Origin of the sequence: Promineifilum sp. (SeqCode) (assembly GCF_041918635.1) — a bacterium.
GTDB lineage: Bacteria > Chloroflexota > Anaerolineae > Promineifilales > Promineifilaceae > Promineifilum.
The window spans coordinates 1-14170 of record NZ_JAYRVJ010000066.1 but is presented as its reverse complement, the minus strand read 5'-3'; the positions used below and the strand labels follow the sequence as shown (position 1 = coordinate 14170).

The 14170-nt window shown below is 64.2% G+C and carries 12 protein-coding genes and 1 pseudogene; 3 read left to right on the top strand and 10 right to left on the bottom strand.

The annotated features are described in order from the left end of the window. The 7 genes from ACE3UY_RS02080 to ACE3UY_RS02050 all read right to left on the bottom strand — a co-directional run. Positions 1–1460, bottom strand: a 1460-nt coding sequence (locus tag ACE3UY_RS02080) for a formate--tetrahydrofolate ligase (protein ID WP_374685889.1), incomplete at its 3' end; no start/stop codon positions are given. Between the two features lie 259 nt (positions 1461–1719). Next, a complete protein-coding gene (locus tag ACE3UY_RS02075; protein ID WP_374685888.1) occupies positions 1720–2610 on the bottom strand; it encodes a universal stress protein in 891 nt (296 codons plus the stop codon). Between the two features lie 26 nt (positions 2611–2636). Next, complete coding sequence (locus ACE3UY_RS02070; protein ID WP_374685887.1) at positions 2637–3185, bottom strand: 2-oxoacid:acceptor oxidoreductase family protein; 549 nt, start codon at positions 3183–3185, stop codon at positions 2637–2639. 28 nt (positions 3186–3213) lie between these two features. Then, positions 3214–4560, bottom strand: coding sequence for a PLP-dependent aminotransferase family protein (locus tag ACE3UY_RS02065; RefSeq protein WP_374685886.1), 1347 nt, complete (start codon positions 4558–4560; stop codon positions 3214–3216). A 43-nt stretch (positions 4561–4603) separates the two neighbouring features. Then, complete coding sequence (locus ACE3UY_RS02060; protein WP_374685891.1) at positions 4604–5395, bottom strand: thiamine pyrophosphate-dependent enzyme; 792 nt, start codon at positions 5393–5395, stop codon at positions 4604–4606. Between the two features lie 4 nt (positions 5396–5399). After that, positions 5400–6515, bottom strand: coding sequence for a 3-methyl-2-oxobutanoate dehydrogenase subunit VorB (gene vorB, locus ACE3UY_RS02055; protein ID WP_374685885.1), 1116 nt, complete (start codon positions 6513–6515; stop codon positions 5400–5402). Beyond that, the gene (locus tag ACE3UY_RS02050; protein ID WP_374685884.1) at positions 6508–6825 is read right to left on the bottom strand and encodes a ferredoxin family protein; all 318 of its coding nucleotides are present in this window, start codon (positions 6823–6825) and stop codon (positions 6508–6510) included. The genes vorB and ACE3UY_RS02050 overlap by 8 nt, the downstream gene beginning before the upstream one ends. Before the next feature lie 439 nt (positions 6826–7264). Here ACE3UY_RS02050 and ACE3UY_RS02045 point away from each other — a divergent pair, with 439 nt between their 5' ends. After that, positions 7265–8425, top strand: coding sequence for an alanine dehydrogenase (locus tag ACE3UY_RS02045; RefSeq protein WP_374685883.1), 1161 nt, complete (start codon positions 7265–7267; stop codon positions 8423–8425). A gap of 26 nt (positions 8426–8451) precedes the next feature. Next, complete coding sequence (locus tag ACE3UY_RS02040; protein WP_374685882.1) at positions 8452–9717, top strand: acetyl-CoA hydrolase/transferase family protein; 1266 nt, start codon at positions 8452–8454, stop codon at positions 9715–9717. Between the two features lie 159 nt (positions 9718–9876). Here the strand turns inward: ACE3UY_RS02040 and focA are convergent, their stop codons facing one another. Then, positions 9877–10785 (bottom strand): formate transporter FocA, encoded by a 909-nt coding sequence (gene focA, locus ACE3UY_RS02035; RefSeq protein WP_374685881.1) that lies wholly within the window; start codon positions 10783–10785, stop codon positions 9877–9879. 55 nt (positions 10786–10840) lie between these two features. Then, a complete protein-coding gene (gene fdhF / locus ACE3UY_RS02030; protein WP_374685890.1) occupies positions 10841–12940 on the bottom strand; it encodes a formate dehydrogenase subunit alpha in 2100 nt (699 codons plus the stop codon). 347 nt (positions 12941–13287) lie between these two features. On the opposite strand from fdhF, the gene ACE3UY_RS02025 reads away from it, so the two are divergent. Then, on the top strand, positions 13288–13515 hold the full coding sequence (locus tag ACE3UY_RS02025) for a hypothetical protein (RefSeq protein WP_374685880.1): 228 nt from the start codon (positions 13288–13290) through the stop codon (positions 13513–13515). Between the two features lie 148 nt (positions 13516–13663). Here the strand turns inward: ACE3UY_RS02025 and ACE3UY_RS02020 are convergent. Continuing rightward, positions 13664–14170, bottom strand: a pseudogene (locus tag ACE3UY_RS02020) (dihydroorotate dehydrogenase-like protein); the annotation flags it as partial.

The following is a 14170-nucleotide window of genomic DNA, read 5'->3' as shown; positions in this document are numbered from 1 at the left end:
GTCTCGATCTTGGTCTTGATGGGCAGTTCCAACGGATACAGGAAGTTGAAGTTAGACGGCTTCTCGCAGGCGGCCACAACGGCCTCGGCCAGCTGGATCGCTCCATCTCCACCGTTGGTCCAGTGATCGCTCATCACAGCCGTTTCCGCGCCAGCAGCGATAGCTGCCCGTTCCACCGCGGCGATCTCGGCGTCCGTGTCGGTCGGGAACTTGTTGACGGCCACGACCACCGGCACGCCGAAACGCTTGGCGTTGCGAATGTGGGCGGCCATGTTGGCGACGCCCTTTTCCAGCAACTCGACGTTCTCCTCGGTGTAGGCTTTGTCCAGTGGCCGGCCGGGCACGACGCGCGGCCCGCCGCCGTGCATCTTCAACGCCCGGATGGTTGAGACCAGCACCACGCAGTCGGGAATCAGTCCCGAGTAGCGGCACTTGATGTCGAAGAACTTCTCCATGCCGATGTCGGCCCCGAAGCCGGATTCCGTGACTACGTAGTCGCCCAGGCGCAGCGCCAACTTGTCGGCCAGGATGGAGGAATTGCCGTGAGCGATGTTGGCGAACGGCCCGGCGTGGACGAAGGCCGGCTGCCCCTCCAGTGTTTGCAGGAGGTTGGGGTGCAGGGCATCTTTCATCAGCACCGTCACCGCGCCGGCCACGCCCAGATCGTCGAGGGTGATGGGCTTGCCCGCCTTGTTCGTGCCGATGACCGTCCGGCCGGCCCGCTGCCGCAGGTCTTTCAGCGCGCTGCGATAGTCATCGCCGTTGACCAGGGCCAGAATCGCCATGATCTCGCTGGCGACGGTGATGTCGAAGCCCGTCTGGCGCGGCCGTCCGTCCTCTTCCGGCCCCAGGCCCACCATGATCTTGCGCAGCGCCCGGTCGTTCACGTCCATCACCCGGTTCCAGGTAACCCGGTAGGGGTCGATGTCCAGCCGCGACAGCCCGACCTTGGCGAGTTTTTCGTCATTCATCCGGTCTTCATGGTAGTAGCGGGCGTCGATGGCCGCAGCGACCAGGTTGTGGGCGGCGGTGATGGCGTGGATGTCACCCGTCAGGTGGAGGTTGAAGTCCTCCATCGGGATGACCTGGCTGTAGCCGCCGCCGGCCGCGCCGCCCTTGATGCCGAACGTCGGCCCCATGCTGGGCTGGCGGATGGTGGCGATGGATTTGTGGCCCAGCCGGCCGAGGCCCTGCACCAGACCGATGGCCGTCGTCGTCTTGCCCTCGCCCAGCGGCGTCGGGGTGATGGCGGTCACGTCCACGTATTTGCCCAACGATCGATCGGCCAGCTTCGGCAAGGTGTCGAGGTGTACCTTGGCCTTTGTCTGGCCGAAGTAGATCAGATCGTCTTCGGTCAGACCGAGCTCGGCGGCCACTTCGCGGATGGGTCTGGGGGTGGCGGCCTGAGCGATAGCCAGGTCAGACGGGACAGGGGAAAGTCGCTTGGATGCGTGGTTCATGTATCTCCTCTGAAACGCGCGGCCACGTCGTTGAGGCGCGGCCACGGGGGCATGATGGGATGGTTCACGGGAAGCAGCCGCAGATTACGCAGATTTCGCAGATGATGAGGAGTGATCCGCGAGTCCTGTACGACCTGCGACGCTTGATCCAGTAAACATTGTACCTAAGTTGGAAGCGGGCTGCCAAATGTGCGCATGGCAAAAAATGCCCCTTGCCGCTACCGGCAAGGGGCATTTTGGGAGCAGGGAGCCTGGCGGACTAGCCCGTCGTGGGCCGCACGACCAGCATGGCCCGGTTGCTATGACCTACCAGCTTCTGCGTGACGCTACCGTAGACCCAGCGCTGCAGCCCGCTGCGGCCGTGGGTGCTCATGGCGATCAGCCCGACATCGTTCTGTTCGGCGTAGTCCAGGATGGCCTGAGCCACAGCCGAGGAGCCGGTGTCGGCCCGGATCAGCGTCTCGGCGCGCAGGCGAACGTCGAGGTCGCCGTAGCGCGCCGTCACTGACTCCAGATAGCCGTCCGACGGGTCGGGCGGCTGGACGCGCAACAGTGTCACCGCCCCGTCCAGCGCCTCGGCCAGCGCCAGCCCCATGGGCAGCACCTCCTCAGCCAGCGGCGACCCATCCAGCGGTATGAGGATCGACCGGAGCGCGCTTGCCGCTTTTTGCGAGTCGCCGGCGCATGCGTGGCCGGAGCGCAGGATCAGCACCGGGCAGGGCGCTTCGTGCAGCACCCGCTCGGCCACACTGCCCATCACCCAGCGGGAAAGCCCGGTGCGGCCATGGGTGGTCATGACGATCAGATCGATATTCTCGTCGGCCGCCGCATCGACAATGGCCCCGGCGCGCTCCCCTTCCTCAACCAGGGTCTCAACCGCCACGTCCGCGCCAACGCGCTTGGCGACGCCGGCCAGGTAGTGCTCGGTCTCTTCGCGTACGTTGTGGTAGTAGTCCGTCAGGTCGCGCCCCTGCGGCAGGTACATACTGAACTCAACGGCCGAGGGCAGTTGCGCCTCGACATATTCGGGGCTGCGCAACAGCACCAGGCTGCCCTTTGTCCGCCGCGCCAACTCGCGCGCGACAGGCAGAGCGCACTCGGCCAACGGCGATCCATCGAGCGGAACAAGAAATCGCTTGAGCCTTGTCATCTCCAGTATCCTCCACGCCGGCGCGCTCAGACATGCGCCGGCGCACCTACGTCATAGCCGTGGCGAAGCACTCGGCAGTTGGCCTCCACAAGGTGTTGTTTGCCGGCCGGCAGGTGGTCGACCAGCGCTTGCTCCACAACCTCCAGCGGCAAGAGCGGCCGGGCGCCGATCAACGCGCCGACCGCGGCCATGTTGAGCATCTTGGACGTGCCCCACTCCTCGGCGATGGCGTTGGCGGGCACGTAGACCGTCTCGATGTCGTCCCGCCCAGACTCCTCATGGATGAGAGAGCTGTTGACGACCAGCAGTCCGTCCTGCTTGACCCGCGGCTCATATTTGTCATACGACGGCTGGTTCAGCACGATGGCCACATCCGGCGTGGCGACGGTGGGCGCGCCGATAGGCTCATCGCTGATGATGACGACGCAGTGCGCCGTGCCGCCGCGCATCTCCGGCCCGTAAGAGGGGATCCAGGTCACGTGCCGGCCGGCGTCCATGCCCGCGTAGGCCAACAGCTGGCCGGCCAGCAGTACACCCTGGCCGCCAAACCCCGCGATAATGATCGAAGTTTCCATAGGACGTATATCCTCGCGTTTGCTCAGGCTAGAAAGCCGGCTCTAAAACGGGTTCGGCGCGCCTGGCCTCAGCCTCGTGCCGCTCGATGGCCCGGCCGAAGACCTCGCCCAGCCGCCGGATGCCCGTCTCGATGCGGGTCGGCTCACAGAACGAGAAGTTCAGCCGCATGGTGTTGTGGCCGCCGCCGTCGGGATGAAAGGCCGTGCCGGGGACGTAGGCCACCTTGTGCTCCAGCGCCTCTTTCAATAGCGCGGTGGCGTCCAGGTAGTCGGGCAGCGTCACCCACAGGAACAGCCCGCCGGCCGGGTGCGTCCACGCCACCTCATTGGGGAAGAAGCGCTCCATGGCCGCCAGCATCGCGTCACGCCGCTCGCGGTAGACGGAGCGGATGAGCCGGACGTGGCCGGGCAAGAAGGCGTTCCCGCCGTCGCCGGCCAGAATCTCGTAGGCGATCATCTGGTTCAGTGTCGCGGTGTGCAGGTCCATGCCCTGCTTGGCGATGGTGCAGCGCTGGATGACCTCGACCGGCGCGACGATCCAGGCTAGCCGCAGGCCGGGGGCCAGCGTCTTGGAGAAGGTGCTCAGGTAGATGACGTTGCCGCGCATGTAGGCCCGGCCGTTGCCGTTGGTCGGGGCGTGTTCGTCGTAGTATGGCTGGCCGTTGCCGGCTGGGCGAGCGCGCTTCTTCAGCCGCTCGGCGTCGATGACCACCAGCGGCGGCAAATGCTCTCCTTCGTAGCGCAACTCGCCGTAGGGGTCATCCTCGATGATCGGCACGCCATAGTGGTCGGCGATCTCGATGAGTTGCCGGCGGCGCTCCAGGGACAACGTCACGCCGCCGGGGTTCTGGAAATTGGGCAGGATGTACATGAACTTCGGCCCCGCGCAGAGCGCCTCTTCCAGCAAGTCTACCTGCAAGCCCTCGTTGTCGACGGGCACGGTGATGAACTCAGCCTGATAGGCTCGCCACGCCTGTAACGCGCCGAGATAGGTCGGCCGCTCGGTCAGCAGCAGATCGCCCGGGTTGATCATCAGCATGCCCAGCAGGTCGAGCGCCTGCTGCGAGCCGCTGGTGATCAGCACGTTCTCCGGGGCCGACTCGATGCCGTAGCGGGCCATCTGGGCGACGATCCACTCGCGCAGCGGCCGGTAGCCCTCGGTCGTGCTGTACTGGAGCGCCTTCGTGCCCTGCTTGGCCAGGACGCGGTCGGCGGCGACGCGGAACGCCTCGACCGGGAACACTTCCGGCGCGGGCATGCCGCCGCCAAAGGAGATGATGTCGGGGCTTTCCGTCAGCTTCAGCAGTTCGCGGATGGCCGAGCCCTTCATCCACTGCATGCGCTGGGCGCAGCGTTGATTCCATGGGGTTGTCATTTGGCTTGCTCCTTGCGTGTGTGTCCAGTGGGATGGAACTCGCTTATTTGCGCGGCCCCGCCAGCTCCGGCGCGACCTTATAATCCCCTAGTGGGTAGGTGGGGATCATGCTGTCGCGCACCCATTCCAGCGATGCGGCCGGGGTCATGCCCCAGTTCGTCGGACAGGTGGAGAGCAATTCGACCACGCTAAAGCCCAACCCCTTGATCTGCGCCTCGAAGGCCGTGCGGATGGCCTTCTTGGCCTGAATGATGTGGCGGGCGTCGTGCAGGCTGCGCCGCACCGCATAGGCCGTGCCGGACAGGTTCGCCAGCAGTTCGGCCATGTGAATGGGCGCGCCGCACAGCCGCAGGTCGCGGCCGAAGGGGGAGGACGTAGTGACCTGGCCGGGCAGCGACGTGGGCGCCATCTGCCCGCCAGTCATGCCGTAGACGGCGTTGTTGATGAAGATAGTCGTGATCCTCTCGCCGCGCGCGGCGACATGCATGATCTCGCCCATGCCGATCGAGGCCAGGTCGCCGTCCCCCTGGTAGGTGAAAACGATCTTGTCGGGGTGGACGCGCTTAACGCCAGTCGCCATGGCCGGCGCGCGGCCGTGGGCGGCCTCGCACGAGTCAACCTCGAAGTAGTTGTATGCGAAAACGGAGCAGCCGACCGAGGCCACCAGGATGGTGTCTTCGCGGATACCCAACTCGTCGATGACCTCCGCCACGAGGCGATGGGCAATGCCGTGGGTGCAGCCGGGGCAGTAGTGGGTGTAAACGTCGCTCAGCGACTGCGGCCGCTCATAGACAATCTCCTCGCAGCGCTTGTTCAGGTCAATAGGCTCGACCATCGTCTCATTGATGGGCAACACGGCCATTCTTTGCCTCCACACGGAACGCGCGAGAGTGCGCCGACGGAATGATCCGGCGCACCTCCTCTTCAATTTCCTCGGGCAGGGGGATGATACCGCCCATGCGCCCCTTGAACCGGACCGGGACGTGGCTGCCGACGGCCTCGCGCACGTCGTGCACCATTTGGCCCGCGTTCATCTCCACCACCAGGAAGGTGCGCACGGAAGGGATGCGCCGCGCCAGGCGCGCCAACTCTTGCTCGGGGAAGGGCCACAGCGTGATGGGCCGGAACAGGCCAACCGGCAACCCGGCCGCTCGCAGGTGTTGGACGCTGGTATGGGCCACTCGCGCCGCCGTGCCGAAGGCGACGATGACCACTTCCGCGTCGTCGACGTGTGTGGCTTCATAGCGCACTTCCGCCTTCTCGATTTGGCGCAGCTTGTCTTGCAGGGTGAGATTGAGCGCTTCGAGTTCTTCCGCGCCCATATAGAGCGAGCTAATCACATTGTGGGGCCGGCCTTTCGCGCCGGTCACAGCCCAGGCGGGCCGTTTCTCCGGCAGCGGGCGCATCTCCGGCAGTTCAGCCGGTTCCATCATCTGGCCGATGGCCCCATCGGCGATGACGAAGGCGAGTGTGCGGTATTTCTCAGCCAGATCGAAGGCCAGCACGGTCAGGTCAATGGCTTCCTGCACGGTCGATGGGGCGAGCACGATGGGGTGGAAGTCGCCGTGGCCGGCGCTCTTGGTCACCTGGTTATAATCGGCCTGGCTGGGCTGAATGTTGCCCAGGCCCGGCCCGCCGCGCATCACGTCAATCACCACGGCTGGCACGTTGGAGCCGGCCATGTAGCTGAAGCCTTCCTGCATCAGGCTGATGCCCGGACTGCTGGAGGAAGTCATGACCTTGGCGCCGGCCGCCGCCGCGCCATAGACCATGTTGACCGCCGCCACCTCGCTTTCTGCCTGCAAGAAGACGCGATCGAGTTCCACCATCCGCTTGGCCATGTGCTCCAACAATTCTGTCTGTGGGGTGATGGGATAGCCGAAGTACACCTCGCAGCCGGCGCGGATGGCCGCTTCGGCAAAGGCGATGTTGCCCTTCAATAGCTGCTTAGCCATGGCTCACACCCTCCCTGATCATCTGGGGCTGCCTGACCTGAGCAACGGCCGGGCGGGCCGTGGCGTGGCCGTTGGCCGGACGCCCCTTCTCGACGACGTCGCGATAGACGGTGATGCAGCCGTCGGGGCAGACCGTGGCGCACAAGGCGCAGCCGGTGCAATCGTGGGTGGGGTCTAAAAGAATCACGGGCCTGTACCCCTTGGCGTTCAGCTCCTCAGCCAGAGCCAGCACGTCTTTGGGACAGGCCTCGCGACACAGTTCACACCCCTTGCACCGTTCTACGTCGATCACAACTCTTCCAGTTGCCATCAAAAGTACCTCCGGTGAAATGGGAAATAGTACGCTGGTGTTCAATGGGGCCGGGCGGGGAGAGTAGGCTTGCGCTCCTTGCCTGTGCCCCAGCGTTGACGAATCGTCTGCGGGCAAATTGTCAAAGTGCAAGAACACCAGGCAGGGTTTTAGCCCACTTTCAGTATACACGGCCCCGCCTGAAACCCTAGTGACAAACAGCAGTTGAATGGGTGAAGAAAGTCACGTGTTTGTCAGTGGGGGTGTGTTAAGCTAAACGAGGGTCGGCGTCGATGCTACCCAGTACTGTGTGCCGGTCGCCCTCGTTACGGGCAAGGCGGCCGCCCCGGGTCATGACCTTTGTCAGCCCAACAGATTACATTAGACACTCCCCAAGGGGACAGTTCCGTTTAGACTTTCTAACAGTAGAGGACGTTGCCCTTGCGAAGGAGAGGACATCATGGAATTTGGCATACCTAAAGAGGTGCGCGACCTGGAGTCGCGCGTTGGCCTGACCCCGGCCGGCGTGGCGACCCTGGTGCGCCACGGCCACACGGTCTATGTCGAGAAGAACGCCGGCGTGGCCGCCGGCTTCAGCGATGAGACCTACCGCCATAGCGGCGGCCACATCGTCTATTCGGCGGCCGAGGTCTATGGCCGCGCCGACGTCGTCGTCAAGGTGACCCGCCCGACGGCCGCGGAGCACGTTCTGTTCCGGCCGGGTCAGGCCATCGTCGCCTTTCTCCACCTGGCGGTGGCTTCATCCGACTTTCTGGACGCCCTGCGCGAGCATGAGATCACGGCCATCGCCAGCGAGATGATCGGCGAACCCCATGGCGACCGCCCCGTCCTCGTTCCTATGAGCGAGGTCGCCGGCCGGTTGGCCCCCATCATCGCCGGACAGTTGCTCATGACCAACAGCGGCGGACGCGGCACGCTCCTCAGCGGCATTCCCGGTGTCCCACGTGGCGTCGCCGCCATCATCGGCGGTGGCGTTCTGGGCAGCAACGCCGCGCGCGCCTTCCTCAATGTCGGCGCACAGGTCGTTGTCCTCGACAATGAGGTGTCCCGCCTGCAACGCCTAGACGACATGCTCAACGGCCGCGTCACCACCATGCTCTCTTCCAACTACAACATCGAACGTGTCACCGAATTCGCCGACGTCATCGTCGGCGCGGTGCTTGCCCCCGGCCGCCGCGCTCCCATCCTGATTACCCGCGAGATGGTTCAGGCTATGCGCCCCGGGGCTGTCTTTATCGACTTCGCCATCGATCAGGGCGGCTGCTCCGAGACGAGCCGGCCGACAACCCTGCGCGACCAGACCTACATCGTCGATGGCGTCATCCACTACTGCGTGCCCAATGTCACCGCTGCCGTCGCCCGCACGACCAGCTATGCCCTGACCAACTCCCTGCTGCCCTACCTTCTGGGCATCGGCTTGCATGGCATCGTGGGCATGATCGATCAGCAACCGGCCCTGGTGACAGGCGTCAATCTCTATCAGGGCAAATTGGCCCATCGCGAGGTGGCCAGCGCGCTAGGTCGGGAACTGGAAGTCGTCCTGCCCCATCGGGAACTCGTCCACCTGCCCGGCAACGGACTCATGGGAGGCCGACAGTGAATTGGGAATCCATTTATCGCCACAAGGTGACAGACGCGAGTACCGCGCTGTCATGCATCGAATCGGGCAATCTCGTCTACGTCGGCGGCGGCGCGGGCGGGCCATCCGTCCTCATCGACGCCCTGTGCGCTCGCGCCCCGGAATTGCGCGACGTCCAGCTCATCCACATCCTGACCTTCATCGGCGCGCCCTACGTCGATCCCAAATACGAAGGCTCCTTCCGCGACAACTCGCTCTTCATCGGCCACAACGTGCGCAAGGCCGTCCAGGAAGGCCGGGCCGACTTTACGCCCATCTTCCTGTCCGAGATTCCGGGTCTGTTTCAGCGCAAGATTCTGCCCATCGATGTAGCGCTCGTCTCCCTGTCGCCGCCGGACGAGCACGGCTTTTGCAGCTACGGCGTCGAGGTGGGAACCACCAAGCCCGCCGCCGACTCCGCCCGTGTCATCATCGCCGAAGTCAACAAGAAGATGCCGCGTACACTGGGCGACAGCTTCATCCACGTCAGCCGCCTGACCCACGTGGTCGAGACGGACTATCCCCTGCCAGAGGCCATCCAGGGGAAGAGTTCCGATGAGTACATGCGCATCGGCCAGCACATCGCCGGGATGATTCCCAACGGCGCGACGCTGCAAATGGGCATCGGCAGCCTGCCCGATGCCGTCCTGGAGAACCTGGGCAGCCACAAAGACCTGGGCATCCACACGGAGCTGTTCTCCGACGGCGTGGTGACGCTGTTCGAGCAGGGCATCATCACGTGCAGCCGCAAGACCTTCCATCCGGGCAAGATGGTGGCCGGCTTCCTGTTCGGCTCCCAGCGGCTCTATAGCTTCGTCGACAACAACCCCATCGTCGAGTTGCACCCGACGGAGTACGTGAACGACCCCTACAACATCGCCCTCAACGACAACATGGTCGCCATCAACGCCGCCCTGCAGATCGATCTAACCGGCCAGGTCTGCGCCGACTCCATCGGGCCTGTGTTCTACAGCGGTGTGGGCGGGCAACTGGACTTCATCCGCGGCGCGGCGCGGTCGAAGGGCGGCCTGCCGCTCATCGCCCTGCCCGCCACGGCCAAGGGCGATACCATCAGCCGCATCTCCCCTCTCCTGCCCGAAGGCTCAGGCGTGACGACGACGCGCAACGACGTGCACTACATCGTGACCGAGTACGGCGTGGCCTCGCTCTACGGCAAGACAATCCGCCAGCGCGCCCAGGCGTTGATCCACATCGCCCACCCCAAATTCCGCGACGAGCTAACCCACGCCGCGCACAAACTGGGCTATCTCTAGGGGCTAGGTTCTAGGGGCTAGGGAAGAGATCCCACGAAGTGCGACCCACTTTCTGAAGTGGTTGCACCTGACCCCCATAAGAGCGTTTCACGCCAAGAACGCAAAGCACAAATCTTTGCGTTCTTGGCGAACTTTGCGTTCTTAGCGTGAGATCTTCCGCTACGCTTTCTTAAGCTCCGGCTTCTCCGCCTCTTCCTTCTGCCCTGTCCAACTGGGCCGCAGGTAGATGAACCAGTAGACCAACCCCACCATCAGCGCGCCGCCGATGATGTTGCCGATGGTTACCGGCAGCAGGTTGACGATGAAGAAGTTGCTCCAGGTGAGGTTGCCGAAGTCGGCCGCCGTCGCGCCGATGTTGGTCCAGAACTCCGCCGGCGCGCCATTCTTGATGAACAACGCCACGGGGATGAAGTACATGTTGGCGATGCTGTGCTCGAACCCGATGGCGACGAAGGCGGCAATGGGGAAGATGATCGCCATGATCTTGTCCATCGTCGAGCGCGCGCCCATGCACAACCACACCGCCAGGCAGACCAGCGCGTTACAGAAAATGCCCAGTACGAGCGCCTGCGTGAAGTCGAGGCTCACCTTGGCGTTGGCGATGGTCAACGCCTGAAGCCCGACCGCGCCCTTGCCAAACGTGAATTGGCCGCTCAGGTACATGCCATAGGCGGTCACGACAGCGCCGACGAAGTTGCCCAGGTAGACGATAATCCAGTTGCGCAGCAGCCGGCCGGTGCTCACCTTGCGGCTGGCCCAGGCCATGACGATCAGGTTGTTGCCGGTGAACAGTTCCGCGCCGCCGACGACGACCAGGATGAGGCCCACGCAAAAGGCCAGGCCGCCCAGCAACCGCGTCACACCGTAGCTCAGCACGCCCGACGCGCCGGCCGTGACCGTAGTCATGAAGATCGCGCCCATGGCGATAAACGCCCCGGCCAGCACGGCCAGCGCGAACATGCGGAACGGGCCTAAGTTAACCTTGGCGACGCCGACGTTCTCGGCTTTCTTGGCCATGTCGCCCGGCACCAGGGCATCAAGCGAAGGTAAAGGGGGATTCGGATTCATGTAATAACTCCTTCTGTTGTAGCGCGGGATGGTATCCCGCGAGATGCACTCCACCTCAGAAAGCGGGCTGCATCTCTAAGACAGGCGCCGCCGCTTTCTCGATTTGTACGGCGCACACCTTATACTCTGGAATCTTCGCCGTTGGATCCACCGCGTCAATCGTCAGCAAGTTCGTGGCCGATTCGGCGTAATGGAACGTCATGAACACCATGCCCGGCGCGGAGCGGCGTGAGACCCGCGCCGCCGCCACTACGCAGCCACGCCGCGACCGCACGCTCAGCCGATCGCCATCCACGATCCCCAGCCGCGCCGCGTCCTGCGGGTGCAGTTCGGCCTCGGCCTCCGGGGCCACCGCCTCCAATCCGGGCGAGCGGCGCGACATCGTGCCGCCGTGCCAGTGGAAGAGGATGCGCCCCGTGGAGAGCAGAAACGGGTACTCCTCGTCGGGCAGCTCGGTCGGCGGCCGGTACTCCAACGCGCAGAACAGTCCGCGGCCGCGGGTGAACTGGGCCGTGTGCAGCACCGGTGTGCCGGGGTGATCGGGCGTCGGGCACGGCCATTGCAGCCCGTCCCCTTCCAGCCGGGCATGGCTCATGCCGGCGTACTGCGGCGTCACCGTCGCCATCTCGGCGAAAACGTCGGCCGCGCTTTCGTACTGCCAGCCCGCGCCCAGCCGGTTCGCTAGGTCGAGGATAATCTCCCAGTCCGCTCGCGCCATGCCCGGCGGTTCCAGCGCCGGCCGCACCATCTGCACCCGCCGCTCCGTGTTGGTGAACGTACCCGTCTTCTCGGCGAAGCTCGCCGCCGGCAGCACTACGTCGGCCATCCGCGCCGTCTCGTTGAGGAACAGGTCCTGGACGACCAGAAACTCCACCTGTTCTAGCGCCTGGGCCACGTGGTTCAGATTCGGGTCGGACAGCATGGGGTTTTCGCCCATGATGTAGATGGCCCGGATGCGCCCTTCCAACGCGCCGTGGATGATCTCCGTCACCGTCAGGCCCGGCTTGGCCCCCAGCGCCTCGTAGGGCACGCCCCACGCGCTGGCGAACTTGCGCCGGATGGTCTCGTCGGCCACCGGTTGGTAGCCGGGGAAGACGTTGGGCAGCCCGCCCATGTCGCACGCGCCCTGGACGTTGTTCTGCCCGCGCAACGGGTTCAGCCCCGTGCCCGGCCGGCCAATGTGGCCCGTCAGCAGCGCCAGGTTGGAGCACGCTTTCACGTTGTCCGTGCCCGTCGTATGCTGGGTGATGCCCATCGCCCAGAAGATCATGCTGTTGCGGGCGTGGGCGTAGAGATAGGCCGCGTCGACGATGTCCTGCGCCGGCACACCGGAGATGGATTCGGCCCGCTCGGGCGTCCAATCAGCCACCGACGCCGCGAAAGCCTCATACGCCTCGGTGCGCCCCTCGATGAACGTGCTATTGCGCAGCCCATCGCGGATGATAACGTGGGCCATCGCGTTCAACACGGCTACGTCCGTCCCCGGCCGGTGGCGCAGATGCAAATAGGCAAAGTTCGCCAGTTCGATCTCGCGCGGGTCGAGCAGAATGAGCTTTGCCCCGAACTGGCGCACCGCGCGCTTCATCTCCAGGCCGATGATGGGGTGGGCCTCCGTGGTGTTGGAGCCGGTGACGAACAGCAGATCGGCGCGCGTGATGTTGCTGATCGAGTCAGTCATCGCGCCGGAACCGAGTGTCGCGGCCAGACCGGCCACGCTACTGCTGTGTCAGAGACGGGCGCAGTGGTCGACGTGGTTCGTCCCGACCACCGCACGGGCCAGCTTCTGTAGCAGATAATTTTCCTCGTTGGTGCACTTGGCCGAGACGAGGAAGGCGATGCTGTCCGGGCCGCTCTCTTCCCGGATATCGTGCAGACGCGCGGCCACGTAATCGAGCGCCTCCGGCCATGTAGCGCGGGATGGTATCCCGCGACCCGCCTTCCGGTCAGGCCAGACGAGCGGCTCGGTCAGCCGATCCGGCGCGTGCACGAAGTCGAAGCCAAAGCGCCCCTTCACGCACAAATTGCCGCGATTCACGGGGCTGTCGAAGCGGCCGTTAACCCGATAGAGCAGGCTGTCCTTCACGTGCAAATCGACCTGGCAGCCCACCCCGCAGTAGGGGCAGGTGGTTGGCACAATCCGATCCGCTTTGAGCATAGCTAACCCACTCCTTCGTTGTAGCGCGGATGCTGTCCCGCGAGGTGCAACCCACTTCAGAAAGTGGGTCGCACCTTATTCAATCCCGTCAGGTGCGACCCACTTTCTGAAGTGGGTCGCACCTGAACTATCCTGTCATAGTGTAGAGGAGAACCCCTCGCCCGCTTAGTGATCTCTTTCACAAATGCTTATGACGAATGTCATGAGATCGCGTGACGGATGACACTGGAGCGCCGCCCCCTCATCGACTATCCTCTCACTGAATGTGGCGCAACCATCTTTATCCGCGCCCTTACTCTCTCCTTAGCCCTCTCCTCAGGGGCGAGGGAAGCTATTGGGAGGCCGAAATGGCAACAGAAAATTGGGTCGTCGTGAGCGCCAAGTACTGCGAGCGAGTCGGCCGGAGTATCGAGATCAAAGAGCGCCGGGTCTACCCCGCATCCGACTTCTTGCTGACAGTAGACAACCGGGGCCAGGTTCGCGAACACGTCTGCTCCGCGGCCATCGAATGCAATATGGCCGGCATTCCCTGCTCGCTGGCCTACAATAACCCCGGAGACGGGCGTTCCCTGTAGCGCAGGATGCCATCCCGCTTCTGAGAAGGACAAGAGGCGGGTTGCCACCCCGCGCTACAATCAGAAAAGGCCCAGGATCACTCCTGGGCCTCTTCCGTTTTGACTGACACCTGTGATGTAGGGCGGGTTGCCAACCCACCCTACCACTCTATCGAAACGACGGCGTGTACGAACGGACGATCTGGATATAGTTCGCCCGCTCGAATGCGGCCGGCGCGGCGACGTTGATCTGGCTCAGGCTGCCGTGCAACTCCTGGATGGAACGGTACTCCCGCTCCTCCAGCCACAGCGCCATCTCCTTCACCACCTCACCAAAGCGCCCGATGCCGTTGCGCAGAATCTCCGAGGTCATCATCGCCACGTTCGCGCCGGCGGCCACGGCCTTCAGCGCGTCCTGAGCCGAGTGGACGCCGGTCGTCAGCGCCATGTCGGCCGAGATGTGCCCATACAGGATAGCGATCCAGCGCAGCGGCAGCCGAATCTCCTCCGACCGGCTGAGCACCAGGTTGGGCACGACCTCCAGATTCTCCAGGTCGAGGTCGGGCTGGTAGAAGCGATTGAACAGCACCAACCCGTCGGCTCCGGCCTCTGACAGCCGATGCATCATGTTGGCTGTCGCGCTGAAGTAGGGGCTTAGCTTGACGGCGATAGGGAT

Coding starts and splice junctions, on each gene's coding strand:
- ACE3UY_RS02075 (WP_374685888.1), bottom strand. CDS start 2,610: ATGACAAGGCTCAAGCGATTTCTTGTTCCGCTCGATGGATCGCCGTTG.
- ACE3UY_RS02070 (WP_374685887.1), bottom strand. CDS start 3,185: ATGGAAACTTCGATCATTATCGCGGGGTTTGGCGGCCAGGGTGTACTG.
- ACE3UY_RS02065 (WP_374685886.1), bottom strand. CDS start 4,560: ATGACAACCCCATGGAATCAACGCTGCGCCCAGCGCATGCAGTGGATG.
- ACE3UY_RS02060 (WP_374685891.1), bottom strand. CDS start 5,395: ATGGTCGAGCCTATTGACCTGAACAAGCGCTGCGAGGAGATTGTCTAT.
- vorB (WP_374685885.1), bottom strand. CDS start 6,515: ATGGCTAAGCAGCTATTGAAGGGCAACATCGCCTTTGCCGAAGCGGCC.
- ACE3UY_RS02050 (WP_374685884.1), bottom strand. CDS start 6,825: ATGGCAACTGGAAGAGTTGTGATCGACGTAGAACGGTGCAAGGGGTGT.
- ACE3UY_RS02045 (WP_374685883.1), top strand. CDS start 7,265: ATGGAATTTGGCATACCTAAAGAGGTGCGCGACCTGGAGTCGCGCGTT.
- focA (WP_374685881.1), bottom strand. CDS start 10,785: ATGAATCCGAATCCCCCTTTACCTTCGCTTGATGCCCTGGTGCCGGGC.
- ACE3UY_RS02025 (WP_374685880.1), top strand. CDS start 13,288: ATGGCAACAGAAAATTGGGTCGTCGTGAGCGCCAAGTACTGCGAGCGA.